Origin of the sequence: Neomelitea salexigens DSM 19753, from assembly GCF_000422345.1 — a bacterium.
Classification (GTDB): Bacteria; Pseudomonadota; Gammaproteobacteria; order Pseudomonadales; family Spongiibacteraceae; genus Spongiibacter; species Spongiibacter marinus_A.
Genome location: NZ_AULP01000010.1, coordinates 103,737 through 127,927 on the forward strand (window position 1 = coordinate 103,737; position 24,191 = coordinate 127,927).

The window sequence follows — 24,191 nt, forward strand, 5'->3', positions numbered from 1 at the left end:
ACTACAAAAAAATCGCTAAAGTGCGAACCGCAACTCAGCACTGAATATGCGAGGCGGCATCAAAAAGCCCATATGAGAGCCACTGAAGATGGGCATATCTGCCGCAAAATGACGGATGGTTTTGTTCTCCAGATTTTTAATATGTCCCATAAATTGCCAGCGCCCATTCGGGTCGACGATGCCGGCATGAAGATTAATTAGGTGATACGCATCCTGGCTGTCGATAGGGTCGGCATCCAGATCAAACAATATCCGGTCACGCCAGCTCATATCAGCACCGACCATCATGGCGACCTTTTCTTGCCACAACGGTACGGCAACATTAAAGCCAGCGGTGGCGCTGATCTTTGGCGCGCGCGGTAACTGCGATCCACTCAGATCGCAGGTTTCTTCATTGGATGACGCCGGGCAAGGCCCGTCTTTATAGCTGTCGAAACGGGCATCGCTATAGCCCCAACTCGCAAAGAACTGGCTGCCACGCCAGGGCTGCCAACTGATATCAATCTCCGCCCCCTCAGTGGTCGCCTTCGCTGCATTGTTCACAATAAAGCCGTTGCCGATAAATGCCTGTATCTGCATATCGCTAAATTCAGTGTGGTAGAGCGCGGTATTAATCGTAAGTACGCCGTCGTAGGCAGTGAGCTTGTAGCCCAGCTCATAGGCCTTGGCGCGTTCCTGATCAAAGCCGGACTCATCCGCCGTGCGTGCCAGCGGGTTATAGCCTCCCGCTTTAAATCCTTCTGAATAGCTGGCGTAGATCAAATCGTCGTCCAGGCTGTATTTCATCGATAGCTTGGGGGCGATATTGGACTCTTCCCGCGTGTCCTTCAGCTGGTACTCGGTCACCCCGAAGGCAGACTGCAACAGCAAGCCGGTTTGCTCATAATTCTGGTCCAGGTCTACCTTTTTCTTTTCTTCCGATGCCCGCAAGCCAGCCACCAGGCTCAATCGGTCATTAATATTCCAGGTGAGTTGCGAGAACAGCGCCAGGGTTTCGGTATGTTGAATGAAACGTTGGTGCAAGGCATCGGTGGTTAACGCGCCCAATAGATTATCGAGGGAGTCGAGCAATGGCGTCAGCACGCCGCCAAGCAGATCGGTCACAACATCCAAACCGAGCGCAGGCAGTAACAAGCCCTGAAGTGGCCCCTTGGGCAGCATGCGCAGCTCGCCGGTCAGGTCATTGTCAGACTGAAACGCGAAGGCCCCCACTAGGTATTCCAGCTTGCCCGGCGGCGAACTCAAACGCAGCTCCAGCATTTGCTGGCGGTAGTCGGTTTCGCGCCCCCAGTCGGCGATCGGTGCCGAGGCCGTATCAGCATCCAGGTATAACCATTCCTCGGCGCGTGCGTCGCTGGCAATCAGCGTTAGCCGGTGCTCGGCGACATCCCAATTCGCCTCCAGATTTCATACTTCGGTGTCGCTCCAGCTTTCATTCGGCCCGTCGGCGTGGCTGCGGTAATCAAAGTTGGCTTCCAGATTCGGGTCGAACAAACCGTGCACAAGCGCGGCGTCGCCACCCAGCACGAAGGGCTCCCAGCCTTGCCCACTGTCTCGCGACTCACCCTGGTAGTAGGTCAACACGGCCGTCAAGGTATCCAGCGGCGTAAACAATAGCTTGGCGCGCAGTCCCTCTTTGTCGACGCGCTTTTCATCTGTGCCGCGCAACACATTATTTACATAGCCATCACGGCGGTCGCTGGTCGCGGCAACGCGCAGAGCGAGCCGGTCTTCCACCAGCGGCGCATTGATCATGGCGTCATATTTTTCACCGGAAAACTGCCCATGAGCGGCGCTGGCCGATACCCGCCACTCTTCCTCAGGTTGGGCGGTACTGATGCTTATTGCGCCGGCCACCGTGTTTTTACCAAACAGCGTGCCCTGCGGCCCTTTCAACATTTCCACTCGGGCCAGATCTAGAAATGCATCTTGCAGGAAGGCCATTTTTCCGTAGTAAATGCCATCCACATAGATCCCTACCGCCTGCTCCATGCCATCATTAATCGGCGAGTTCAGGCCGCGCATACCCACCTGTACATAACCCGGCGTCATATTAATTTCCGTATTCGGGCTGGCCAGAGAAATATCTTCAAAAGACGCGATGGCAGAATTTTTCATGCGCTCAGCACTGAGTACAGATACCGCGATGGGCACATCTTGAATCGACTCCGAACGCTTTTGTGCGGTGACGATCACTTCTTCGATATGAGAGGCGCGCTTGTGCTCTGCTGCCATTGCAGGTAACGCCAACAACTGACCAATAACCAGCCCACACAAACAGTGCGTTTTCATTGCCTTGTTCATCGCACTTCCCCCTCCGTAAAGTGAACCGCTTTATCGACGGGCGGCCGACACAGCGACAGCATCACCCGCTGGGAAAAAATAGTCACCGCCAGTGCACTGCCTGCAGCCACCGCTAAGTGATGCAGGCTAAACGCCCGGTTATCTTCAGCAATAAACAGGCGCAGGGCATCAAAACAGGGCCAGATCACCAGCAAAACATAGGCCCCCATAGCGATGGCGATTTTGCTCAGCGTTTGCGGGGACGGCGCAGCAGACATTTTATTATTCATTATCAAGTCGCTCGTTTTAAACGGGTTTAACAACCGCGAGGTAAAGAACCAATAAACCGGTGACTGAAATTACCGGCGTACTCACTACTAAGAACAACCAATGATGGGCAATGGCCTGTTCGTAGCTCAGGGTGACATCACCCTGCCCCGACACGCGAATAGCACGCTTGTTACCACCGAAATGCGACAACCAATAATCCATGGCCTCAATAGGCAGAAACACCAGCACCACAATGCACAACTTTAGGCTAAGCCAGAAATGTGCCAGCCCCCAGGGGCCAACCGTGAGCAGCAACAAACCACTTAGCAGCAATAGCGGAAAGGCCACGTGCTCCAGTACCACGCCCTGATCAAAGCGCTCCATGGCGATATTACGCTGACGCAGCAAGCGCTCGTCGTCCGGCGCGCGCTGCCAGGCCTTAATCGCCGGCAGCAGGTAATTGATATAGGCCACCGATGTGCTGGCCAACCAGATCATCGCACAGGCCACATGGAAAAATTTTATTTGCAGATAGTAGGGCACCAGCGCTGCAGATAATTGCTCAACAAACATTGCGTCTACTCATTCTTATCGATTATTGTGAGTACAACCACTACATACTATACCGTATGGTACGGAAAATATATTGTCAATATATTTGACTATCAGGTGATGCATGGGCGACCCGCAGCCACAAAAAAGCCGCAAATCAAAAACGCAGTTTATTCACGCTGCACTGGAAATACTGGCCAATGAAGGCAACGTGAAAGCGTTGACCATAGACAGCCTATGCCAGCAGCTGGGTGTTTCTAAGGGGAGCTTTTACTGGCACTTCAAAGGGCGGGCGAAACTGATCGAGGCGCTGGTGGCGTTTTGGGCCGACGAGTTTCAGCAGAGCATTCATCAGCGCATTCGCCAAAGTGCCCACGACGAACCCGAGCGCGCGTTTGAAGAGCTAATCAGCTTCTGGCTGAGCAGTAATTTCTCGCGCCTGGACCAAGTCATGCGAAATTGGGCACGCGAAGAAGACGCCGTTGCCGCGGCCGTGCACCATGCCGACCAATTGCTAATGAATTTTGTCGTGCAGCTATTTGTCGCTATGGGTCACGACAAGACCGAAGCCCATCATCGAGCACGCTTGTTAATCGCGGTGGGTATCGCTGAGCCGCAAATCCAGCACCTGCCACACGCCGGTAGTGCCGACGAGGCAGCGCGCTGGGTCGCTGCCAAACTACTCCTCTAGTGACATAAAACGTAGCGGCAGGCCATCGGTTGGGAAGGAAATCGGCACCGGATTGTAGGGCATTTCATAGCCGGGCTCCGCTTCAATGCGGTAGCGCTTTAACAAATGAAACAGCACTATCTTCACCTGAATCTCCGCAAAGTTCAGGCCGATGCATTTATGACTGCCACCACCAAATGGCAGCCACTGGTAGAAGTGCTTTTTGTGCTCGGCCCGCTCTGGCGAGAACCGCATTGGGTCAAAGCGCGTGGGCTCAGTCCACCACTCTTCCAGGTAGTGAGTCATCAGCGGCGAAATGCCAATAGAGGTATTGGCTGGAATACGGTAACCGAATATCTCGGTTTCGCGCACCGTGCGCCGTGGCACCACCGCCACCGGCGGGTACATACGCAGCGCTTCCTGCATCACAAAGCCCGCCAAGGAAAACTCAGCAAGCTGATCAAAGCTGGGCGAGTCGCTGTCGATACTGGCAAATTCTTCGCGTAATTTTTCCTGCCACTCAGGATTTTTTGCCAATAAATATATCGTTGAACACAGCGTGCTGGTGGTCGTGTCATGGGCCGCAAACAACAGAAAGATAATATGGTCGCGAACGGCTTTGTCATCGAGGAAGTTGCCGTCTTCATCTTTGGCGTGACAAAACTGCGAGAAGAAATCATCGGTTTCCTGCTCGCGTTTTTTCTGAATATGTTGCTCGACAAAACGCTCCAATGTTTTGCGGCCATCCAAGCCTTTTTTCCACGTAGTTCCGGGAATCGGCAACTTAACAACGGCCAGCGACGCCTCCATTGCGTGAACAAAGGCGCGATTAATTTTTTGCGCGTCGTCACCAATGTCGACGCCCATAAATACCTGTGCCGCCACATCGAGAAGAATCGCCTTAATCTCGTCTTTAAACATGACCTGCTGCCCAGCGGGCAGTTGCGCAAGGCGCTGATCGATCATCGGGTTCATGGTATCGACATACTTTGCCAGTACATCTTTTTTAAACGCCGACTGCAGTATTCGCCGATTGAGTTTATGGTCGGCGAAATCCATCAGCATCAGACCGTTGGGAAATAAACGATCCAGGAATGGATCCCAGGCACGCTTACTGGAAAACAGTTTTTCGCTGTCTTTTAGCAATATTTCATTGGCTTCAGGCCCGACCATTACCACCGTTTTTTGCAGCAGCGCATTGCTGCGAAAAATTCGACCATACTTGCGATACTTTTCCATCGACATGGCAAAGTAGTCGGTAAGAAAGGGTATGGTGTCACCCAAAATTGGCAAGGCCCCGCGATCTCCCGGCAGATGATCGATATCAGAAGTGGGTTTGCGCGCTGCCTTGATGGTTTCTGCTGTCGACATGTCCTAACTCCCTTACACCGTTTCGCTGTTGTCGAGCCGGTATTGCTCGGCAAACATTTCGCGGAGTTCTTTCTTCAAAATTTTTCCCGACGGGTTGCGCGGCAGCCCTGGCACAAAACAAATATGCTTAGGCACTTTAAATGCCGCCAGTTTTCCTTCGCAGAACGTTTTCATTTCCGCCAGGCTGATTTCACACTCCGGCGCCGAGACCACAACGGCCAGTGGCACTTCTCCCCACCGCGAGTCCGGCACGCCGATAATCGCCACATCGGAAATTTCCGGGTGCGACATCAGCAGGTTTTCAATTTCAGCCGGGTAAATATTTTCGCCACCGGAGATAATCATGTCTTTCACGCGGTCTTGAATAAATACATAGCCACGCTCATCGATAATGCCCGCATCGCCGGTATGCAGCCAGCCATCAACGATGGTTTCGGCGGTCGCTTCGGGTCGCTGCCAGTATCCCTGCATAATTTGCGGGCCCTTGGCGAGAATCTCCCCTACTTCGCCCGGCGCACATTCACGGCCTTCGGTATCAACCACTTTTAACGCGGTAGCAAACACAGCGCGACCGCAAGAGCGCAGCAGACCGGGCTCACCCGCCAAAGCACGGCGGTGATCGTCGGCGGTGAGAAACGTCAGCCCCATCGTCGCTTCGGTTTGCCCGTAACCCTGTACAAAGTCGCAGCCAAAAATGCGCATACAATCCTGCAGCAAACTTTCGGAAATGGGCGAGCCACCGTAGTTAATCGTTTTCAGCGCAGAGAAATCATAGCGCTCAACATTCTCGACCATTGCCAGCGAAAACTGCAGCATTACCGGAATCACTGCCACGGTGGTGATCTTTTCGTTGGCCAGCGTTTCGATCATGCCCACCGGATCGTAGTCGCGGTGAATCACCATCGCCGAACCGTATATCACGCCGAGCATTGCACCCACCAAACCCACTGCATGGAAGGTGGGCGCAATCACCAATGCCTTGTCGTTTTCGGCCGGCCACACGCCGGTACTCATGGACGCCTGATAACTATTCAGTAGCACATTGCTGTGGCTAATCAATACGCCCTTCGGGCGGCCGGTGGTGCCGCTGGTGTACATATGAAACAAAATATCGTCGCCAGCAATATCCACCTCGGCGGGGGCATTCGCGCCCTTGCACCAGCTTTTAAGGTCGTCTTGCCCCGCTGTCGGCGCCAGGTAAATGCGCGGCAGTGCCTGCATGACAGGCCCGCACAGGCTGTCGAACTCCCCGTCGAGAAACAGCGCCACCAGTTGCGCGTCGTCGGCAATATATTCGAGCTCGCCTTCACTCAGTCGGTAATTCAGGCCCACCGCAATCGCACCAAGGCGCGCACAGGCGAGGAATACACATAAATTATCGACAGAGTTTTTTGCCAGTATGCCCACGCGCTGGCCTTTGCGAATGCCCTGGCGCTGCATGGCCCCGGCAATCGTACCCACATAGTCCCAGGCCTGGGCAAAGGTCAGTGTCTGGCTGTCGTCTTGCAGCATCATGGCGTCGCCGCGACGCTGCGCATGAAAGGCGTGGTACTGATTAAAATTAGTAAACATGGCTGTCGCCTCGCCGTTGCTTTATATGAGGAGTACCGCGCGATTAGCGCGGCTGCATACGAATGGCACCATCGAGACGAATACACTCGCCGTTCATGTATTCATTCTCGGCGATCATCACCGACAGGTGAGCAATTTCCTCTGGGCGACCCAAACGCTGAGGGTTAACCACACTGGCTTCCAGCGACTTGTATGCCACCTCCGACAGAGTTTCAAACAGCGGCGTATGAATAAGGCCCGGCACTATAGTGTTTACGCGAATGCCATAGCTGGCCAGGTCGCGCGCCATTGGCAATGTCATGCCAACCACACCACCCTTTGATGCACTGTAGGCCACTTGTCCCACCTGCCCTTCGTAGGCGGCAACCGAAGCGGTATTAATAATGACGCCACGAGCGTTATCCTGGTAGGGTGCCGCGTCAGCCATCGCCTTAGCGGCGAGGCGGGCAACATTAAAGGTGCCAATCAAGTTCACATCGATAACGGTTTTATAGGCATCGAGCGGAAACACGCCCTGCTTACCAAGGGTTTTAATCGCGTTACCGATACCGGCGTAATTGTTACAGATATGCAGACCGCCAAATTTTTCAACCAGGGCATCGATGGCCGAGGCCACCGACTGTTCATCCGCCACGTTCACGTTATAAAACGCCGCGCGGTCGCTGCCCAACTCTTCCACCAAAGCGTTACCGCGAGCCTCGTTCATATCGAAGATAGCAACCCTGGCGCCTTTGGCGGCGTAGGCGCGCACCGTCGCCTCTCCCAGGCCCGATGCGCCGCCGGTAAACAGTGCCACTTTGTTATTCAGATCCATGTTGTTCTCCTTATTGTTGTATTGCTTGTTAAAACACGTTCAGGTCATTACCGAATGCCTGCACTCGATAGCCGCACCGGTTGATACTTTGGATTGTCGATAGCCAGTTTGGCATCGCTGATTTTCTGCAACATTTCCAGCAAAGCCGGGTCGCGGTACGGCGCGTCGCTGCCCTCAATGTGAGAGCGAAGCTGTTCACGCAGTGTTACCAACTCGCCCCGTTGGCCCAGGAATTCGGCGAGCAATGCTTGCTCGCCGCGCTGCTGATTCCCCCCTGCACTCAACTCGCGACCGACAATACCAAGGCCATTGATTGCCACCCGCAATTGATACGACAGGGCCGGCGCGTCCACGGCGGGCAGTATCGACTGTTTTAAAAACTCACTAACCGCTTCCAGTAATTGCTCGGCATTGGGATGCTCAATAGCCATGATTAATGCTCCTTCAGCAGCCGAATAAGGTCGGCCTCGCACTCAGACAAACGCCGGCCAATCACCGCCCGCTCAACCGAGCGCTGCTTACCCTGCAAATGAATGGCACTTTGATACAGGCAGATCACCCCCCATTTCAGCACGCCAAACACCTCCCAATAGGCCAGCTCCTGCTCGCTAACATCGGTGTCGCGGCCGCGGTTATAGGTTTCCAACAGTGCACGCTTGTCACCAAAGCCGCCCACCGCTTTGTCGACGCGGCCAAAGCGCCAGGAATTCACACACAGCCAGCCGAGGTCTTCTATCGGGTTGCCGATATGCGCCAACTCCCAATCCAGCACCCCGCTCAGGCCCTGCTCGTCCACCAGGATATTGCCGTTGCGAAAATCGCCGTGCACGATGGCGGCTTGGCGCGGCGTTGGCGGGGTGTCCAATAAGTAGCGAAAGGCCAAATCAAACACCGGCAAACACTGGCCAAATTCCCGATAACGTTCCCGGTAACGCAGCACGTCGTCTTCTACCGACACTGACTCCAGCATAGCGGCGCGACGCGGATCAATATTGTGCAAAGACGCCAAAACAGCGCCGCACTGACCAGCGAGTAGCTCGCGGGCAGTGGCAAAACGCGCGTCAGTAAGAATGCGCTTAGGTAGTGCCTCGCCTGCGAGCCGCCGCATCACAAAACCGGCGCCGCTCACGTCACTGGCCGGTATGTGAGCGATCACTTCCGGCACCGGCAAGCCCTGCTGATACACCAACTCCAGCAAACTGGCTTCGGTGGGTTTGGTCAGGGCATTTTCAAACTGGTGTTCATCGTCGCCACAACGCAAGATCAGCGGCTGCAACTTGCCCTCTGCCCAGGCATCAAACGCGGTGGTTTGCGACGCTGCACCGCCCGTTAATTGCTTAACATTGTCGATGGTCACGCTACTCTGCCAATGCCCGGACAGGCATTCTTCCAGCAAGCGGACTAAGGCCATATCCGTCATGACGCAAACTCGGCATCGCGCTGGCCAAAGTCCCAGCCCTGACCTTTTTCATAGGCTCGCAGCAGTTGCTTCGCCACCGACTGAACATGCACTTCGTCCGGGCCGTCATAGAGCCGCGCTTCGCGGGCATGGCGATACATCCGGCTTAGCGGAGTGTCATCGGTAAGGCCTTCGGCCCCATAAACCTGAATGGCACGGTCAATTACCCGGTGCAACATGCCGGCACCGGCCACTTTAATTGCGCCAATTTCCACTCTGGCAATATCGCCCGCGTCGATGCGCTTGGCGGCGTGCAAAGTTAGCTGGCGGCAGGCCTGAATATCCTGGTAACTGTTGAACACATGCTGCTGCATTAACTGTTTATCGGCGAGGCCAGAGCCAAAGGCGCTGCGCGACAGCAAACGCTTACACATCAGGTCGTAGGCGCGCTGGGCCTGACCAAGCCAGCGCATGCAGTGGAATATTCGCCCGGGGCCGAGGCGCCGCTGGGCGATTTTAAACCCCGCGCCGCGCTCACCTAACAGGTTGTCGGCCGGCACTTTTACATTGACATACTCGGCCTCGAAGTGGCCGCCTGCGATGCCCAGCACCGGCGTATCCCGAAGGATGGAATAGCCCGGCGTACCCATTGGCACAATAATCATGCTGAATGCGCTGTGGTCGGGCGCCTGCGTTTCGGTGCGGCACATTACCGTGGTGTAGGCGGCAATATCGGCGCCGGTGGTAAACCACTTGCGGCCATTAATATGCCAATAGCCGTCTATTAATTCTGCGGTGGTCTGCAGCTGCGTGGGGTCAGAGCTGGAAATACCTGGCTCGGTCATCGCAAAACTGGGGTTGATGTCACCGGCAACCAGCGGCAGCAAATAACGCTCGCGCTGACTGTCAGACGCGTAGGCATTCAACATGATGGAGTCCTGCAAGGAATACGTGCCGAAAATGCGCTGAGCGAATTCCGAGCGGCCGATAACCTCATTCAGGTAGGCGTATTCCAAAAACGGCAAGCCCATACCGCCTATCTCTTCGGGGTGGCCAAAGGCCCATAAGTGCTTTGCCCTGGCCTTCTTAACCAGCGCGGCCAATTCCGCCTCGGCAAGGGTTTTATCGGCAGATTGCAATAGCGGCTCGCGCGGATAAATCTCCTGCTCCAAGAAATCCACCAACTCGCTACGTATCTGCATCCAGTCTCGAGACATCGCCATATTCTTCTCTTTATCTGCGCTGTTAGGGAGCCACTACACAAGCCAGCGAACCCTCAAGAGGTGTATTGCAGAGGCCTGCTAGTTCTTGCTTATACAATCAACATGATTCATTATTGTCAAGTATATTGACTTATTGCAATCAGCTGGCCAATACTAAAAACGATAATTAAAAATGGGAGAACCACAGGCGATGAACAAACCACTTCAGGCCCTGGGAAACATTCATCACGCCGCCTATCGCTGTGTAGATGCCGAGCAAACACGCTGGTTTTATGAAGACCTTCTCGGCTTAACACTCGCCGCCGCCTTTGAAGAAGACATCGACTTTGGCGAAAACCTCGGTCGCAATCGCCACTTCTTGCATATCTTTTTTGAAATGGCAGACGGCAACTACATCGCCTTTTTTGATGAGCCCGGCATTTCCAAGCCCGAGCATTTTGGCCGCAAAGATAGCTTCGACATGCACCTGGCATTTGAAGCCGAGTCGCTGGATAGCTTGCGCGAATGGCAGGACTATTTAAACGCCGCCGGCAAAACCTGCCTTGGCCCCATAGACCACGGCTTTGTTCACTCGGTATATATGTACGACCCCAATGGCATTCAGGTGGAAATCACCTGCCGCGCAGAAAATAGCGACGCTATTATGAAAGATGAAGCCGCCAGCGCGCGTGATGCATTGAATGCCTGGACGGCAAAAACACGCAAACAAAAAGAGGAAGTCTTCGGCGCAGAGCGGCTGGATAAACGCGGCCGGGGCTAAGTTTGTGGCGCGGCACTTACCGCGCCCTTACCTTCATTAGGCCAAACGCTGGCACTGCGCAACAAAACGCGCAGCAAACAGTTTGGCAGTTTCAAGATCGCCGGGCAGGGGCGCCTCGTCGGCGCCGGCATCGGCGGGCGACTGCGCCATCAAACCACTAAACGCCCCCAGGTAATTAACGTCGTTTCGCTGCGCCGCTTTGGTATTGGCCGCCGGCAACGCGGTGCCCACCCACAACATGCCGTGCTGCATCGCAAAGGTATGCAGATAGGCCAGCGTTGAAGACTTATCACCGTTCATCGATGCGGAGTTGGTAAAACCGCCGGCCAATTTATCCTTCCAGTTTTGCATCATCCAGCGGCCACTGGAGGCGTCAGCCACCCGCTTAAACTGCCAGGACACGCTGCCCATATACGTGGGCGAGCCAAATAAAATACCGTCGCTGTCATCCAAGGCCTGCCAGTGCGCGTCGCTGATCTCACCGTCTTGGGAAATCGCAATCGCCGTTACCTCGGCCTGCTCGGCAAGGCTTTCCACTATGGTCTCTGCAAGACGCTGGGTATGGCCGTAGCCACTGTGGAACAACACACAAATCTTAGTCATTAACCGCTCCTATTATTATTTTCGGTAAAAGGGTGATTATTTTTCCGGCTCAACGATGGCGATCGGCCCCCAGCTTCTGTTCAGCGCTTGCTTCAAACCATTGAAGGCGGTTTTGCCGATTCGCTTGCGAAGCTCCTCCTCAATACCCAATAAAATTGCCTGGGCATCGCGGCGAATATCATCCGCCTCGGCGCTGAACTTCACCATTTTTGCGCGCTTGTCTTTGGGGTCGGGCACAAGCTCCAAAATATTTTCGTCCTTTAAACCCTGCAGCAACTGGTGGATCGCCTGACGGCTCACACCAAGGTTGCGCGCCATATCAGCAGGGCGGTTAATGCCTGCGGTTACGCTCAACATAATCATCGAACGGGTGCGGTTCATCCGCTCCCAACCGGCCGCAGCCAAACTCGCCTGCAAGCTTTCGTCCACCCAGTACAGGGCGTAGGCAAGTGTGCCGATCAAATAGCCCTGATCCTGCTCAACCAATTTCTTCATAAGTTCATTTCACTTTCTCTGTGGTGCCAGCGATTGTAGGGCAAACTGAAAAAAAAACACCCTACCAGCATGCCATAGCGTTTATTTTTTTGTAAACTATATTGACAATAAATCAGAGCACAGCCTCGCCAATAGGATAAATATAATGAGCGAATCGACGAGAAGCTACGAGCGTATTCCCTATTTAATTTTCTATCAGGATAAAAGCCCGTTTAAGGAAACCTACGGCGGCCCTCTGGATTTTGGCGCCCTTAAATCCCACCATCTCAAGCCCAAACAGCCGCGCTGCAACAACGTCATTCTGTTTATGCACCCCGTTGGCGGCGGCGAATACCTACCAATGGTGGTCGCCATGGCCAAGGCTGGTTACCCGGTCATTTACTGCCAAAGCCGCTACTCCGGTAACGACAGCGCACTGATTATGGAAAAAGTCGCCATCGATATGGGCAACTGCATCCGCCATGCCAAAGAAGAGCTGGGTTACGACAAAGTGATTCTTGCGGCGTGGAGTGGCGGCGGCTCACTGTCGCTGTTTTATCAAAGCCAGGCGGAAAACCCGACCATTACCCACACCCCCGCGGGCGACTCGGTAGACCTCACCATCCAAGGGCTGATTCCCGCCGACGGCGTGATGATTCTTGCCGCCCACGTCAGCCGCGCTCATACCCTTACCGAATGGATGGACGCCTCAATTCTCGATGAAGCCAACCCGGACAACAAAGACCCAGGCCTGGACCTCTACGACCCGGCCAACCCCAATCAGCCGCCCTATAGCGAGGAGTTCCTCAGCCGCTATCGCGCCGCGCAAATTGCCCGCAACAGAAAGATTACCGCCTGGGTAAAAGACAAGCTGCAATACCTGAAAGACAGCGACCGACCCAACGACGAATTTGGCTTTGTGGTACACGGCACCATGGCCGACCCGCGCTGGCTGGACCCCAGCGTCGACCCCAATGACCGACAGGAAAATTGGTGCTACCTCGGCGACCCCAAAGTCGTGAACAATGGCCCCGTTGGGCTGGCTCGATTCTGTACCCTGCGAAGCTGGTTGTCACAGTGGAGCTACGACGACTCCAATGCCGACGGCCAAGCCTGCGCAGCGAAAATCAGCGTGCCAATTCTCGTCATTGGCAATACCGCCGACGATGCCTGCACCCCCAGCCACACTCACCGCTTGTACAACGCCATTGCCCACGACGACAAAGAACTGTACGAAGTGGAGGGCGCGACGCACTACTACTTCGGCCAACCCGATAAACTCGACGACGCCATATCGCGCTGCGATGCGTGGTTGCAGAAAAAGGGCTTTGCGGACTGAGTGCTGTAAGGAAGGACGTGCCGGGCTTGGTCGCCCGGCACGCGAAGGCGCTTACCGGCTGGGATTAATGAGGTATTTCTTGCCGGTGGCCTGCTGGCTGTACTCTGCAACCACGTCGGCCTGCAATACATCCAGCAGCGACACTTCATCGCTGTAGTGGCTGGCAAAGGTGGTGTGTAGCTCATCGGCCACGCGCTGGCGTAATTCGCCGGCGCGCTCTGGCCCGACCTTGGCAATAAACGGTGTCAGCAGCCAAGCGTTAATGCCCCAACTAAAACCGAAGTTGCGATGGATAATCGTCGGCGACAAATCCAGGCTGCCGTAGATGTAGAGCTGTTTGAAGGTATCGGAGCCATACGGCCCCGGCAGGGCAACATCTTTCAGCGCCGCTTTTTCCATGCAGGTGAGAATACGGCTACCCAGCTCACCACCGCCGGTGGCATCAAACGCCAGGTAGGCACCCGTCTCTTCAATCGCCCGGGTCAGATCGCTCATAAAGCTGTCGTCGCTGGAATTGCAGACGTATTTGGCGCCCTGGGATTTCAGCAATTCAACCTGCTCGGGCTTGCGCACAATATTAATCAGTTCAATGCCGTCTTTCTGGCAGACACGGTTAAGCATCTGCCCGAGATTGGACGCCGCTGCCGTGTGGATCAGCGCCTTGAAACCTTCACGGCGCATCGTCTCAACCATACCCAGTGCCGTCAGGGGATTCACAAAGCAGGACGCGCCGTCGCGGGCCGAGGTACCCTCATTCAATGGCAGACACTGCATCACATTCACTTTGCGGTACTGGCAGTAAAGCGCGCCGTCCATCACCGCCACGGTTTTGCCCAGCAGTGCCTGGGCGGCGGTGCTCGCACCGGCCTTGACCACGGTGCCCGCCCCTTCATTCCCCGCTGCCAGCGGCTTGCCAATTCGCGGTTTAACGCGCCCCTCCAGGCCAGGGCGCAGTTTGGCGGTGTACACGGTATCGGCACCACTGCCCGTGGTTTTGCCGGTGCTGACATCGGCGGGGGCAATCAGTGTGGCCTGATCCGAGGGATTGATGGGGGTCGCCTCAATGCGCACCACCACCTCATCGTCGCCCGGCTCGGGGATCGGTGAGGATTTCAGTATCAGCTTGAGGTAACCGTCGTCGGTGACCAGCGAGCGCAGTTGCAGGCCGGTATCGGGAAGCGTGTCGTGCATAGCAAATGCCCTTCTGATTATTGGACAGCTAGCCTAGCACTTTCCGCCCCCCAAACTCACCTGTGCGGAAAACCCGTTCGCTCACCACTGATAATTCAGCGAAGCAAAAATTTTCCGCATCGACTTCTGCCGGGTGTTGTAAGTGCCGGGGAAAAACACGGTATCGAGCACTTGCCCCAGCACTTCTTCGTCGGTGAGGTTGCTGCCGCCAACGGTAATTGCCCAGCCGGAATCCAACGATGCCAGGCTCACCCGCGCCGACACGGTGGTGTAGCCCGGCGAAAAGGTGTTTTTATCCAGGTCGCCGTCGGTGTATTGATCGCCTTGGTAGAGAATATCGACGCTGGTACTCATGGCCAGGCCGAAGACCGGGAACTCCAACGTTGGGGTAAAGCTGGCGGTTTCTTTTGGGGCGAAGGAGATGCGTCGACCGCCAAGGTCTTGCTGGGCGTCGACACCTTCATTAATCGGCGCTGGCGCGGCGGGGTAACTGTCGTAGCGCGCATCCAACAGGCCTACAGAACCGGCAAGCCGCAGAAACGGCATTGGCGTGATCCACATAACGTCCATTTCGAGGCCGTCAGAGGTGGCGGTAGCGGCGTTTTTTACATCGAAGAAGGCACCGTTGAAGGCCAGTACTTGCAGGTTTTCAAACTGGGTTTGGTACACGGCGAGGTTAAAACGCAGGGTGTTGTCCAAAAAGCTGCCTTTTAAACCGGCCTCGACGGTGACAGCTTTTTCGGGCTCGAAATTGAGGTCTTCACCACCGAAGGACGATGCATTAAAGCCACCACTTTTGTAACCGCGGGCGTAGCTGATAAAGATATTGGTGTCTTCGTTCAAATAGTACTGAAGCGACAGCTTGGGCGACAGGTCACTCTCTTCGCGCTCGATACCTTCCTCCTGATATTCCTCGGCGCTTAGCGCGGTGCCCATCAAACACGGCAGCCCCAGGTTGCCAGTGCGGCAGCGCGAGGCACCCGAGGCGTCGGCAGTTTTGGTTTCGCGGCTGTAGCGCAGTCCCGGAGTAAGCACCCACTTATCGGTGATGTACCAGCTGAATTGGGCAAAGGCCGCGTAGGCTTCCACATCCAGAAAGTAGTCCAGCAGGTAGCTATCGTCATCAATCACGGTGGCGCCTAAGCCGGAAATCAGCCCCAGCCCTGCCAAGTTCAAACTACCTAGCAAACCACCTGACCCCCCATTGGGGTTGCCACTAATCAGTTGCAGGGCATCGTCGGTGGTGAGGTAGGCCAGCAGGTCGTCGCCTGCGGTAATTTGAGTGTGCTGCTCAAATTCTGAATGCAGTGCGTAGATACCAGCAACCAGATTAACGCCTTCACCCAATCCGAACAGGCTCTCGCTGCTGGCAGTAAACCGAAGCTCCAGCGACTGCTGATTGTAGTCAGAGGTCACCGCCAGTTTGGCAAGGTCGGCAGGAGAGGCATCGAGGTCGACAAGGCTGTCGATGTATAGCTCGCTGTCGGCAACAATCAGAGTAAACGCGCTGTTCTGTAGCCCGGCAACGTCGCCCAGTTGCCATTCACTTAGCAGTGACAGGCTGTCGGATGTTTTTTCGATAAAGCCCGGCACATTGTAAGAGCTGCGAAAGTCGTAGGGGTTGTCTTCAATATTCGGGTCGTAGTTTTCAAGAAAAGTGCGGGTGTCGTCGTCCAGTTTGAATATTTGCAGTCCCCAGTAATTGGCCATAGTTTCCGATTGGTAGGCATTCAGCTCCATATGCAGCGAATCGCTGGGGTCGAAAAAGATTTTCAAGCGCTGGGCATTTTGTTCGTGTTGATCGTCGCGGCGCTGCAAAAATTGGTTATACAAGTCGCCCTCTTTGTCGCGATCCATCGCCGAAACGCGCAGCGAAAGATGGTCGCCCACGCCACCGGCTACTGCCGCTTCCAGGTAGCGTTCATCGGCATCGTTTTCCTGCCATTGCAGTTTTCCGGAGAAGTCGTCGGTGGGGTCAGCCGAGCTGACATTGAATACGCCCGCCACGGTGTTTTTCCCAAACAGGGTACCCTGCGGCCCGCGCAGGACTTCAATTCGGGCAATATCAAACATGGCTTCGCTAAAGTACGAGGGGCGGTTGTAAAACACCTCGTCCTGCACGAAACCCACCGAGCTTTCGAAAGCGGCGTTCAGCGGGTTGGAACCAAATCCGCGAATATTTACCTGGGTAAGTGCCGGATCGGTATCGGAGGAAAAGCGCACATTGGGCATATAGGGGGCGAGGTCTTGCAGGTTAACCGCGCCCACTTCTTTCATAAATTCGCCGCTCACGGCGGTGAGCGAAATGGGCACATCCTGAGACGATTGCTCGACTTTCTGCGCGCTGACGATGACCTCCTCCAACACCCTGCGCTCTTTTACCGGCGCGGAAAACGCATTGTGAGCCGTCAGTATTAGTGCGATGGCCACGCAGTGAGGACGTAACGATGTACTGCTGTTGATAAACATAGGCACCCATCTTTTCTATTATTATTGTTGTTGCGTTTGAGCCATCCGGTGCAGTGAAGCGCCTTACACGACCCAAATTAATGTCAACTAAGTTTACATTATTAGCGGCTTTCTTGCGGCGCGTCAACTCGCCAATATGAGAATTAGAAAAATCTTGGGGGTAGACAATCGCCTCGGCACAATGTCAATATTATTGACATAATAACAAACCGAGAGCTGCGATGATCGACTTACATACGGTGCCTACCCCCAACGGCCACAAGATTTCTATTGCGCTGGAAGAGCTGGGCTTGAACTACCGCGTTATTCCCTACGATATTAGCCAGGGCGACCAGTTTAGCCCTGAGCTATTGGCCTTAAACCCCAACAACAAGTTGCCAGTGATTGTCGATAACGATGCCGAAGACGGGCCGATCACGGTGTTTGAAAGCGGCGCGATTCTGATTTACCTGGCGGAGAAAAGCGGCCAGCTGCTATCTCGCCAGCCCACCCAGCGCTACGCCGAGCTGCAATGGCTGATGTTTCAAATGGCCGGCGTCGGACCGCTGCAGGGTCAAGCCCACCACTTTGTGCGTTACGCCCGTGAAGAGCAGCCCTATTCCAAACAGCGCTACCTGCAGGAAAGCCTTCGCCAGTGCCGGGTGATTGAATCGCAACTTGGTCAGCAACGCTATATCGCCGGAGATCAATTCTCCATAGCCGATATCGCCCTGTGGCCGTGGCTGCGCGCCCTGCCACTGATTGGTATTCACCCGGAGCAGAGTTTTCCCGGCATCCATCGCTGGTTTAATGAGCTGGCAGCGCGCCCTGCCTTTCAGCGCGGCAAGGATGTAATCAATGGCTGGGTGTATGACCTGCCGCCAAACTTTTATATGGAGCTGGACGATAAGACCTGGTCTTACTCTTTTGGCGAGGAGCAATACAAGGAACGCGAACGGGGGCTGCAAGCGTGACAGATTTATTCTCGGTAAGCGGCAAAACCGTATTCATTAGCGGCGGCTCTCGCGGCATTGGCGCCATGCTGGCAGAGGGCTTTGTTAACGCCGGCGCCAAGGTGATAATCAGCGCGCGAAAGCCGGCAGAACTTCACGCGCGGTGTGCACACTTGCAAACGCTGGGCGACTGCACCGCGATAGAAGCGGATCTATCCACCCAGCAAGGTGTGGAAGCGCTCGTCACCGCCATCAAATCCCTCACCCCCAGGCTGGATATTTTAATTAATAATGCAGGGGCCAGTTGGGGCGCCGATATCGACAGCTTTCCCGAGTCGGGCTGGAACAAGGTGATGAATTTGAATGTGAAGTCGGTCTTCTTCCTCAGCCAACAATTGCTGCCGCTGCTCAGGAATGCCGCCGCCGAAGATAAGCCCGCCCGCATTATTAACATTGCCTCGGTGTATGGCATGGTTCACTCGACGCTAAAAACCTATTCCTACGGCGCCAGTAAAGCTGCGGTAATCCAGCTGACCCGTCAACTTGCGGCCGACCTGGCCGACGCTCATATTAATGTGAACGCCATCGCACCGGGCTATTTCCCCAGCGATATGACGGCACCACTGGATGACCAATCGCTACTGCAAAGTATCCCGCTGCAACGTATGGGCAGCGCCGACGATATTGCGGGTACGGCAATTTTTCTGGCATCGGCCGCGTCGAATTATATGACCGGCAGCACCTTGGTACTCGACGGTGGTATTGTCGCCAGTCGCTAACAACTCGACCGTGAATACAGTAGGTATGTTATGAACAACGCGCTTTCCGGATTGCGGGTATTGGACCTGACCCATATGTTGTCAGGCCCTTATTGCACGATGATATTGGGCGACATGGGTGCGGAAATGATCAAGGTGGAGCCGATTGCTGGCGAAGGCACGCGCAAGTTGTTGGCCACCGACCCCGAGCACTCCATTGACGGCATGGGCGCCTACTTTATTACGCTGAATCGCAATAAAAAAAGTATCGCCATTGATCTGAAAAGTGAGGACGGCCTGGCGCTGTTTTATTCGCTGGTTGAGCAGGCCGATATCGTTGTGAATAATTATGCCGCCGGCGTGCCGGAAAAACTCAAGATCGATTACCCGCGGCTCGCCGAGATCAACCCGCGTATTATCAGCTGCTCCATTACCGGCTTTGGCGAACAAGGGCCGGGTGCCAAGCGGCCCGCCTTTGACCAGGTTGCCCAGGCCTACGGCGGTGGCATGTCGATTACCGGCGAAGATGCGTCGCAGCCAATGCGTGCCGGCATTCCGATTGGCGACCTTGGCGGCGGTATGTTTGGCGTGATGGGAATATTGTCGGCGGTGATTGAACGCTATCAATCGGGCCGTGGCCAGCACGTGGACATTTCCATGCTGGATGCGCAAATCTCCCTGCTTAACTACATGGCGACCATGCACTTTATGTCGGGGAACACCCCCCAACCCATTGGCAACAGTCACTTTGTGCATGTGCCATACAACAGCTACCCCACCGCCGATGGCCACTTGGTCATTTGCGTGATTACCGATAATTTTTGGCACAACTTAAAAGGCCTTTTGCACTGCGAGGCACTGGAAAAACCCGAATACGATACCCAGCCCGGACGCCTTGCCGACAAGACCTTTATCGATACCACCCTGGCCGATATTTTTCGCACCCAGAGCACCGCATACTGGATGGAAAAACTGAACGCGCAACGCATACCTGCCGCGCCGGTGAATACCTTTTCCCAGGCCTTGAACGACGAACAAGTGCTGCACAGAAATATGGTGGTCGACCTTGCCCACCCCAACGGTCAAACCACCAAAGGCCCTGGCTGCCCGATTAAATTGTCGCGCAGCGAAGAGAGCGCCTACACCCCCGCCCCGCTGCTTGGCCAAGACACCCAACACATTCTCAGCGATATGCTAGCCATGCCCGACGACGAGATAGACCGCCTGCGCAGCAAGGGCGTCATCGCCTGACAGGAGAAACCGCTATGGAAAAAGTATGGGTAAGAGATGTTGGCCCCCGCGACGGTTTGCAAAATCAAAAGCAGGTTCTAGACCCCGAGCAGCGCCTGCAACTCATTCAGGCCTTGCTGTCAGCAGGGCTGACACAGATTGAAGTGGGCGCCTTTGTATCGCCGCGCGCCGTTCCCGCCATGGCGGGCAGCGACCACGTGGTAAGCGCCCTGGCAAATACCGCAGGTGAATTTTCGGTACTGATTCCGAATGAGAAGGGCTACGACCTGGCCACCGCAGCCGGCGCACGCCACATCGCTATTGTGGTGGCCAGCAGCGAGACCATGAACCAAAAAAACATTGGCATGAGCAACGAGCAGGCCTTCCGTTTTGCCAATACGGTACTTGCCAGCGCCCACCGCGACGGCGTGCATGCCAGTTGCTATATCGCCACCGCGTGGGAATGCCCTTTTGAAGGGGCAATTAATGAAGACATTATTCTGCAACAAGCCGAAGTATTAATTGCCGTAGGGGCAAAAGAAATTGTATTGGCCGATACCATTGGCGCGGCAACGCCGCAGCAATCTGCAAATCTAACCAGCAAATTATGTCGTGAATTTGATAGCGATGTCATCGCCTGCCACTTTCACGACACCCGAGGCATGGGCATCGCCAATGCCTATGCTGCACTCGAAAGCGGTGTGCGCCGCTTTGACGCGTCCATCGCAGGCTTGGGGGGTTGTCCCTTTGCACCGGGGGCCTCGGGAAATATTGCCACGGAAGACCTGGTGCTGATGCTGAATCAGCAAGGCTACGACACGGGAATTTCCTTGGCGGGTTTGGCTGCGGCGTCGAGACTGACCCGGCAATGGTTACCGGGCGTTGGCTTGGCCAAGTCCACGCAGTGGATTGAACGGCAGATAGAAAAAGGCGCTCTCTAAGCGCCTGTTCACGCCATCAGCTAACGGTGGTTTTGGTGTAGGCCTCACTGAAGGACCACAGCTTTTCCGCCGCTGCATCGTCTTTGCCCCAGGGCTTAATGCGCTTGGGTTTGCAGTCGGCAAAGTACTCGCCGGTAACCCCTTCCAAGCTGGGCGAGGTCGCCACATAAATGGAGGTTTCGGCGCCCTTGTCGGGGCTGCGGAAAAACGGTTTTAACACCACCCCTAATATTTTCCCGATGATGACATTGTCCTGCTGGCCGAGGCCGGTGCTGACCGCCCCCGGATGCACGCAGTTTACCGTTACGCCAGTACCTTCGAGCTGCTTGGCCAGATGGCGGGTCCACAGAATGTTGCAGAGTTTAGAGTGGCCGTACACTTTGAAGGTTTTGTATTTCTGGCGGGCAAACTCCAGGTCGTCAAACTGCACGCCTTTGCAGAAGGCATGGGCCTCCGACGCCACCGACACAATGCGCGCTGGCGCACTGGCGACGATGCGCTCTCGAAGCAACTCAGTCAGCAGAAAGTAGGCAAGGTGATTTACAGCGAAGGTTTCTTCTATACCGTCGGCGCTGAGCTTGCGCTCGGTGTTCACCACACCGGCGTTGTTCAATAACAGGTGAAGCGGTTTACCAGTATCGAGAAACTGTTTCGCGGCGCGGCGAATATCGGCCATTTTACCGAGGTTGGCAATTAACAGGCTCAACTCAGCGTCGGGTCGCAAACTGCGCAGTTCGTCCAGTAGCGCCTGGCCCTTTTCTTCATTGCGGCAGAGAATAAACAGCTCGGCACCCTGCTCTACCAGCGCCTTGGCGGTCGCGCGGCCAATGCCGTTGGTCGCGCCGGTAATCAAACACACTTTTCCCGTCATGCTCATTATTATTGTCCTTGCACTATTGGTTTTGGTTTGGGTGTAACTTAGTCGACACTACGCGTGCGGCCGTTGTCGTCGATGGCGACAAATACAAATTCGCCCTCGGTCACTTTTATCGGCTCTTCGTCGTCGTATTCGGTGATCCAGACTTCCACATTGATACGAATAGAGCTGCGCCCAACTTCAAGCACATCGGTATAACAGCTCACCACCGCGCCAACATTTACCGGCGACAGAAACGCCATACTCGCAACGGCTACTGTGGCGACCCTGCCACCAGCGCGTCGCCCGGCAGTAATACCGGCTGCAAGATCCATTTGCGACATTAGCCAGCCACCGTATATGTCTCCGTCGGCATTAGTGTCTGCAGGCATAGCAATCACCTGCATGGCTAACTCGCCGTTGGGGCGGGGCACATCATCTATGTCACGCATTGGTTTGTATTCCTACTGTTTGAATTATTCATTGAGCGCCCAGTTAACGGATGACGTCTAGTATTGTCAATCTAATTTCTAGCCGCGCACCAGCGCCGGTAGCCAGGTGGCCAAACCCGGCCACAGCGCCAATATCGCCAACACCGTTATTTGCAGCACGATATAGGGCGCCACGCCGCGATAAATGTCCGAGGTTGCCACTGAGGCCGGTGCCACGCCGCGCAAGTAAAACAGCGAAAAGCCAAACGGCGGCGTAAGGAAAGAGGTTTGCAGGTTGAGCGCGATCATAATGCCCAGCCATATTGGGTCTACGCCCATCGCCAGCAGAATCGGCCCGACGATTGGTACCACCACAAAAGTGATTTCAATAAAGTCGAGGATAAAGCCCAGCAGGAAGATCACCAACATCACCAGCGCGGTGGCCGCCACCACGCCACCGGGCATTGCCGTAAAGGCGCCGTGAATCAGCTCGTCGCCACCGAAGCCCCGAAACACCAAGGAAAACACAGCGGCGCCAATCAGGATCATAAATACCATACAGGTGACCTTCATGGTTTCCCGAGACACTTCGGCCAAACGCGCCAGCGAGAGGCGGCCGCGTAGCAGCGCCAACAACGCTGCACCCAAGGCACCTACGCCCGCCGCTTCGGTAGGCGTGGCGGCCCCGGCGAGAATGGAGCCCAATACCGTAACGATCAACAGCACTGGCGGAACAAAGCCGCGCAGCAACTGGCCCATTGGCGGCGCTTGCAGGTCACTGGCGGGCGGTGCTTTTTCCGGGCGAAGAATCGCCATGCCGCCCATATATAGAATGTACAAACTCACCAGCAGCAAACCGGGAATCAGCGCGCCGATAAACAGATCGCCCACCGACAGGGTTTTGGGGCTGAATACGCCAAGGTCCAACTGCGCTTGCTGATAAGCACTGGAGAGTGTGTCGCCAAGTAATACCAAGGCGATAGAAGGCGGAATGATCTGCCCCAATGTTCCAGTGGCGCAGATGGTGCCAGTGGCCAGTGCCGGGTCGTAGCCGCGCTTGAGCATTGACGGCAACGAGAGCAGGCCCATGGTCACCACAGTAGCCCCCACAATACCTGTGCTGGCCGCCAGCAACATACCGACAACAATCACTGAGATACCCAAGCCACCGCGGCGGCGGCCAAACAGTGCCGCCATATTGCTGAGCAATTCCTCGGCGAGCTGGCTCTTTTCCAGCAGCACACCCATTAATACAAACAGCGGCACCGCCAATAAGGTGATGTTGTTAATGGTGCCAAATATTCGGTTGGGTAACGCGGCGAGGAAACTGGGGTCGAAGTGGCCAAGGCTGATACCCAGGCCGGCAAAAATCATCGCCACCCCGGCCAGACTAAAGGCGACTGGGTAGCCCAGCATGAGCACCAAGCAAATGGTGATGAACATTAGCAGTGGCAACAACTCAATCAGCACGGTTCACCTCCGCGCCATCGCCCTCTATCAGCACCAAAGCATTGCGCAGCAGTTCAGCAAGGCCCTGCAGAGCAAGATTGACCGCCATTAGCGGTATCAAACTCTTGAGTAGAAACACGGCGGGAATGCCGCCGGGCTCAACCGAGGCCTCGCGAATTTCCCAGGCCTTGGCACTGAAATCCCAACTGCTGAGCAAAATAAGCCCGCACAGCGGCAACAAAAATATCAGCGTACCCAGGCTGTCGATCCACGCGCGCTGGCGCGGAGAAAAGCGCTGATAAAAAATATCCACCCGCACATGGGCGCCGTGTTTCAGGGCATAGGCGGCGCCGAGCATAAATACCGAGCCGTGCAGATAACTGACCGACTCCTGCATGGCCGTCAGGCCATAGCCAAAGCCGTAACGCATAACCACCACCGCGGCGGTAACCAGCATCATGATGGGAATGCACCAGGCCAGTACGCGGCCAGTCGCCTCGGTGAAGGCGTCGATGAAACGTAGTGTCGCTCTCATTATTGTAATTAATTGCATGTCGACCCAAGTGGGGCAATATTATAGTCGCAGCAGCCCCCTCTCGCCATG

The 24,191-nt window shown here is 55.3% G+C and carries 25 protein-coding genes; 7 read left to right on the forward strand and 18 right to left on the reverse strand.

Translation table 11 applies throughout. The annotated features are described in order from the left end of the window. Window positions 1–15: 15 nt before the first annotated feature. The 4 genes from H573_RS0114040 to H573_RS0114055 all read right to left on the reverse strand — a co-directional run bounded on the left by H573_RS0114040 (window position 16) and on the right by H573_RS0114055 (window position 3,126). Window positions 16–1,245: a TonB-dependent receptor gene (locus H573_RS0114040; protein WP_161624276.1), complete on the reverse strand. Its 1,230-nt coding sequence runs from the start codon at window positions 1,243–1,245 to the stop codon at window positions 16–18. 162 nt (window positions 1,246–1,407) lie between these two features. After that, entirely contained in the window at window positions 1,408–2,304 is an 897-nt protein-coding gene (locus H573_RS0114045; protein WP_027874816.1) for a TonB-dependent receptor, read from the reverse strand. Beyond that, on the reverse strand, window positions 2,301–2,573 hold the full coding sequence (locus H573_RS0114050) for a hypothetical protein (RefSeq protein WP_027874817.1): 273 nt from the start codon (window positions 2,571–2,573) through the stop codon (window positions 2,301–2,303). Before H573_RS0114050 ends, H573_RS0114045 begins: the two co-directional genes overlap by 4 nt. A gap of 16 nt (window positions 2,574–2,589) precedes the next feature. Continuing rightward, entirely contained in the window at window positions 2,590–3,126 is a 537-nt protein-coding gene (locus tag H573_RS0114055; protein ID WP_027874818.1) for a hypothetical protein, read from the reverse strand. Between the two features lie 103 nt (window positions 3,127–3,229). Here H573_RS0114055 and H573_RS19170 point away from each other — a divergent pair, with 103 nt between their 5' ends. Then, window positions 3,230–3,796 (forward strand): TetR/AcrR family transcriptional regulator, encoded by a 567-nt coding sequence (locus H573_RS19170; RefSeq protein ID WP_051171328.1) that lies wholly within the window; start codon window positions 3,230–3,232, stop codon window positions 3,794–3,796. Here the strand turns inward: H573_RS19170 and H573_RS0114065 are convergent. From H573_RS0114065 to H573_RS0114090, 6 genes are read right to left on the reverse strand one after another with little or no spacing between them, the layout of a single operon-like run. Further along, a complete protein-coding gene (locus H573_RS0114065) occupies window positions 3,785–5,146 on the reverse strand; it encodes a cytochrome P450 (RefSeq protein WP_027874819.1) in 1,362 nt (453 codons plus the stop codon). The two genes, H573_RS19170 and H573_RS0114065, sit on opposite strands and share 12 nt — an antisense overlap. Before the next feature lie 12 nt (window positions 5,147–5,158). After that, window positions 5,159–6,718 carry a class I adenylate-forming enzyme family protein gene (locus H573_RS0114070; protein WP_027874820.1) on the reverse strand — a complete coding sequence of 520 codons (1,560 nt, stop codon included), beginning with the start codon at window positions 6,716–6,718 and terminating at the stop codon, window positions 5,159–5,161. Window positions 6,719–6,761: 43 nt separating this feature from the next. Next, entirely contained in the window at window positions 6,762–7,532 is a 771-nt protein-coding gene (locus H573_RS0114075; protein WP_027874821.1) for an SDR family NAD(P)-dependent oxidoreductase, read from the reverse strand. A 47-nt stretch (window positions 7,533–7,579) separates the two neighbouring features. Further along, a complete protein-coding gene (locus H573_RS18405) occupies window positions 7,580–7,963 on the reverse strand; it encodes a DUF6285 domain-containing protein (RefSeq protein ID WP_036256902.1) in 384 nt (127 codons plus the stop codon). Between the two features lie 2 nt (window positions 7,964–7,965). After that, complete coding sequence (locus H573_RS0114085) at window positions 7,966–8,952, reverse strand: phosphotransferase family protein (protein WP_027874822.1); 987 nt, start codon at window positions 8,950–8,952, stop codon at window positions 7,966–7,968. Beyond that, window positions 8,949–10,154, reverse strand: a complete 1,206-nt coding sequence (locus tag H573_RS0114090) for an acyl-CoA dehydrogenase family protein (protein WP_036256904.1) — start codon at window positions 10,152–10,154, stop codon at window positions 8,949–8,951. The genes H573_RS0114085 and H573_RS0114090 overlap by 4 nt, the downstream gene beginning before the upstream one ends. A 190-nt stretch (window positions 10,155–10,344) precedes the next feature. On the opposite strand from H573_RS0114090, the gene H573_RS0114095 reads away from it, so the two are divergent. Next, complete coding sequence (locus H573_RS0114095) at window positions 10,345–10,914, forward strand: VOC family protein (protein WP_027874824.1); 570 nt, start codon at window positions 10,345–10,347, stop codon at window positions 10,912–10,914. Between the two features lie 36 nt (window positions 10,915–10,950). On the opposite strand, the gene H573_RS0114100 is transcribed toward H573_RS0114095, so the two are convergent. Both H573_RS0114100 and H573_RS0114105 read right to left on the reverse strand, forming a co-directional pair. Beyond that, on the reverse strand, window positions 10,951–11,517 hold the full coding sequence (locus H573_RS0114100; protein ID WP_027874825.1) for a flavodoxin family protein: 567 nt from the start codon (window positions 11,515–11,517) through the stop codon (window positions 10,951–10,953). A gap of 36 nt (window positions 11,518–11,553) precedes the next feature. Further along, the gene (locus H573_RS0114105; protein ID WP_051171329.1) at window positions 11,554–12,012 is read right to left on the reverse strand and encodes a MarR family winged helix-turn-helix transcriptional regulator; all 459 of its coding nucleotides are present in this window, start codon (window positions 12,010–12,012) and stop codon (window positions 11,554–11,556) included. 145 nt (window positions 12,013–12,157) lie between these two features. Between H573_RS0114105 and H573_RS0114110 the strand changes: the two genes are divergently transcribed. Further along, complete coding sequence (locus tag H573_RS0114110; protein ID WP_027874827.1) at window positions 12,158–13,330, forward strand: alpha/beta fold hydrolase; 1,173 nt, start codon at window positions 12,158–12,160, stop codon at window positions 13,328–13,330. Window positions 13,331–13,381: 51 nt separating this feature from the next. On the opposite strand, the gene H573_RS0114115 is transcribed toward H573_RS0114110, so the two are convergent. Together H573_RS0114115 and H573_RS18410 are read right to left on the reverse strand one after the other, a co-directional pair. Further along, on the reverse strand, window positions 13,382–14,521 hold the full coding sequence (locus H573_RS0114115) for a zinc-binding dehydrogenase (protein WP_027874828.1): 1,140 nt from the start codon (window positions 14,519–14,521) through the stop codon (window positions 13,382–13,384). A gap of 81 nt (window positions 14,522–14,602) precedes the next feature. Then, window positions 14,603–16,990, reverse strand: coding sequence for a TonB-dependent receptor (locus tag H573_RS18410; protein ID WP_084498095.1), 2,388 nt, complete (start codon window positions 16,988–16,990; stop codon window positions 14,603–14,605). 221 nt (window positions 16,991–17,211) lie between these two features. On the opposite strand from H573_RS18410, the gene H573_RS18415 reads away from it, so the two are divergent. Genes H573_RS18415 through H573_RS18420 form a run of 4 tightly spaced genes read left to right on the forward strand, consistent with a single transcriptional unit; the run spans window position 17,212 to window position 20,851 of the window. Next, window positions 17,212–17,943 (forward strand): glutathione S-transferase family protein, encoded by a 732-nt coding sequence (locus H573_RS18415; protein WP_084498096.1) that lies wholly within the window; start codon window positions 17,212–17,214, stop codon window positions 17,941–17,943. After that, on the forward strand, window positions 17,940–18,701 hold the full coding sequence (locus tag H573_RS0114130) for an SDR family oxidoreductase (protein ID WP_027874829.1): 762 nt from the start codon (window positions 17,940–17,942) through the stop codon (window positions 18,699–18,701). Before H573_RS18415 ends, H573_RS0114130 begins: the two co-directional genes overlap by 4 nt. A gap of 30 nt (window positions 18,702–18,731) precedes the next feature. Then, window positions 18,732–19,931, forward strand: coding sequence for a CaiB/BaiF CoA transferase family protein (locus tag H573_RS0114135; protein WP_027874830.1), 1,200 nt, complete (start codon window positions 18,732–18,734; stop codon window positions 19,929–19,931). A 14-nt stretch (window positions 19,932–19,945) separates the two neighbouring features. Further along, entirely contained in the window at window positions 19,946–20,851 is a 906-nt protein-coding gene (locus H573_RS18420) for a hydroxymethylglutaryl-CoA lyase (protein ID WP_036256906.1), read from the forward strand. A 16-nt stretch (window positions 20,852–20,867) separates the two neighbouring features. On the opposite strand, the gene H573_RS0114145 is transcribed toward H573_RS18420, so the two are convergent. The 4 genes from H573_RS0114145 to H573_RS0114160 all read right to left on the reverse strand — a co-directional run bounded on the left by H573_RS0114145 (window position 20,868) and on the right by H573_RS0114160 (window position 24,122). Beyond that, window positions 20,868–21,728 (reverse strand): SDR family oxidoreductase, encoded by an 861-nt coding sequence (locus H573_RS0114145; protein ID WP_027874831.1) that lies wholly within the window; start codon window positions 21,726–21,728, stop codon window positions 20,868–20,870. 41 nt (window positions 21,729–21,769) lie between these two features. Beyond that, window positions 21,770–22,159, reverse strand: coding sequence for an acyl-CoA thioesterase (locus H573_RS0114150; protein ID WP_027874832.1), 390 nt, complete (start codon window positions 22,157–22,159; stop codon window positions 21,770–21,772). Window positions 22,160–22,237: 78 nt separating this feature from the next. Next, window positions 22,238–23,605: a TRAP transporter large permease gene (locus tag H573_RS0114155; protein WP_027874833.1), complete on the reverse strand. Its 1,368-nt coding sequence runs from the start codon at window positions 23,603–23,605 to the stop codon at window positions 22,238–22,240. Further along, complete coding sequence (locus H573_RS0114160) at window positions 23,598–24,122, reverse strand: TRAP transporter small permease subunit (protein ID WP_051171331.1); 525 nt, start codon at window positions 24,120–24,122, stop codon at window positions 23,598–23,600. Before H573_RS0114160 ends, H573_RS0114155 begins: the two co-directional genes overlap by 8 nt. Between the last annotated feature and the right edge of the window lie 69 nt (window positions 24,123–24,191).

Coding starts and splice junctions, on each gene's coding strand:
- H573_RS0114055 (WP_027874818.1), bottom strand. CDS start 3,126: ATGTTTGTTGAGCAATTATCTGCAGCGCTGGTGCCCTACTATCTGCAA.
- H573_RS0114135 (WP_027874830.1), top strand. CDS start 18,732: ATGAACAACGCGCTTTCCGGATTGCGGGTATTGGACCTGACCCATATG.
- H573_RS0114110 (WP_027874827.1), top strand. CDS start 12,158: ATGAGCGAATCGACGAGAAGCTACGAGCGTATTCCCTATTTAATTTTC.
- H573_RS0114145 (WP_027874831.1), bottom strand. CDS start 21,728: ATGAGCATGACGGGAAAAGTGTGTTTGATTACCGGCGCGACCAACGGC.
- H573_RS18415 (WP_084498096.1), top strand. CDS start 17,212: ATGATCGACTTACATACGGTGCCTACCCCCAACGGCCACAAGATTTCT.
- H573_RS0114065 (WP_027874819.1), bottom strand. CDS start 5,146: ATGTCGACAGCAGAAACCATCAAGGCAGCGCGCAAACCCACTTCTGAT.
- H573_RS0114150 (WP_027874832.1), bottom strand. CDS start 22,159: ATGCGTGACATAGATGATGTGCCCCGCCCCAACGGCGAGTTAGCCATG.
- H573_RS0114085 (WP_027874822.1), bottom strand. CDS start 8,952: ATGACGGATATGGCCTTAGTCCGCTTGCTGGAAGAATGCCTGTCCGGG.
- H573_RS0114100 (WP_027874825.1), bottom strand. CDS start 11,517: ATGACTAAGATTTGTGTGTTGTTCCACAGTGGCTACGGCCATACCCAG.
- H573_RS19170 (WP_051171328.1), top strand. CDS start 3,230: ATGGGCGACCCGCAGCCACAAAAAAGCCGCAAATCAAAAACGCAGTTT.
- H573_RS0114050 (WP_027874817.1), bottom strand. CDS start 2,573: ATGAATAATAAAATGTCTGCTGCGCCGTCCCCGCAAACGCTGAGCAAA.
- H573_RS0114095 (WP_027874824.1), top strand. CDS start 10,345: ATGAACAAACCACTTCAGGCCCTGGGAAACATTCATCACGCCGCCTAT.
- H573_RS0114070 (WP_027874820.1), bottom strand. CDS start 6,718: ATGTTTACTAATTTTAATCAGTACCACGCCTTTCATGCGCAGCGTCGC.
- H573_RS18420 (WP_036256906.1), top strand. CDS start 19,946: ATGGAAAAAGTATGGGTAAGAGATGTTGGCCCCCGCGACGGTTTGCAA.
- H573_RS0114115 (WP_027874828.1), bottom strand. CDS start 14,521: ATGCACGACACGCTTCCCGATACCGGCCTGCAACTGCGCTCGCTGGTC.
- H573_RS0114045 (WP_027874816.1), bottom strand. CDS start 2,304: ATGAACAAGGCAATGAAAACGCACTGTTTGTGTGGGCTGGTTATTGGT.
- H573_RS0114105 (WP_051171329.1), bottom strand. CDS start 12,012: ATGAAGAAATTGGTTGAGCAGGATCAGGGCTATTTGATCGGCACACTT.
- H573_RS0114090 (WP_036256904.1), bottom strand. CDS start 10,154: ATGGCGATGTCTCGAGACTGGATGCAGATACGTAGCGAGTTGGTGGAT.
- H573_RS0114075 (WP_027874821.1), bottom strand. CDS start 7,532: ATGGATCTGAATAACAAAGTGGCACTGTTTACCGGCGGCGCATCGGGC.
- H573_RS18410 (WP_084498095.1), bottom strand. CDS start 16,990: ATGTTTATCAACAGCAGTACATCGTTACGTCCTCACTGCGTGGCCATC.
- H573_RS0114160 (WP_051171331.1), bottom strand. CDS start 24,122: ATGAGAGCGACACTACGTTTCATCGACGCCTTCACCGAGGCGACTGGC.
- H573_RS18405 (WP_036256902.1), bottom strand. CDS start 7,963: ATGGCTATTGAGCATCCCAATGCCGAGCAATTACTGGAAGCGGTTAGT.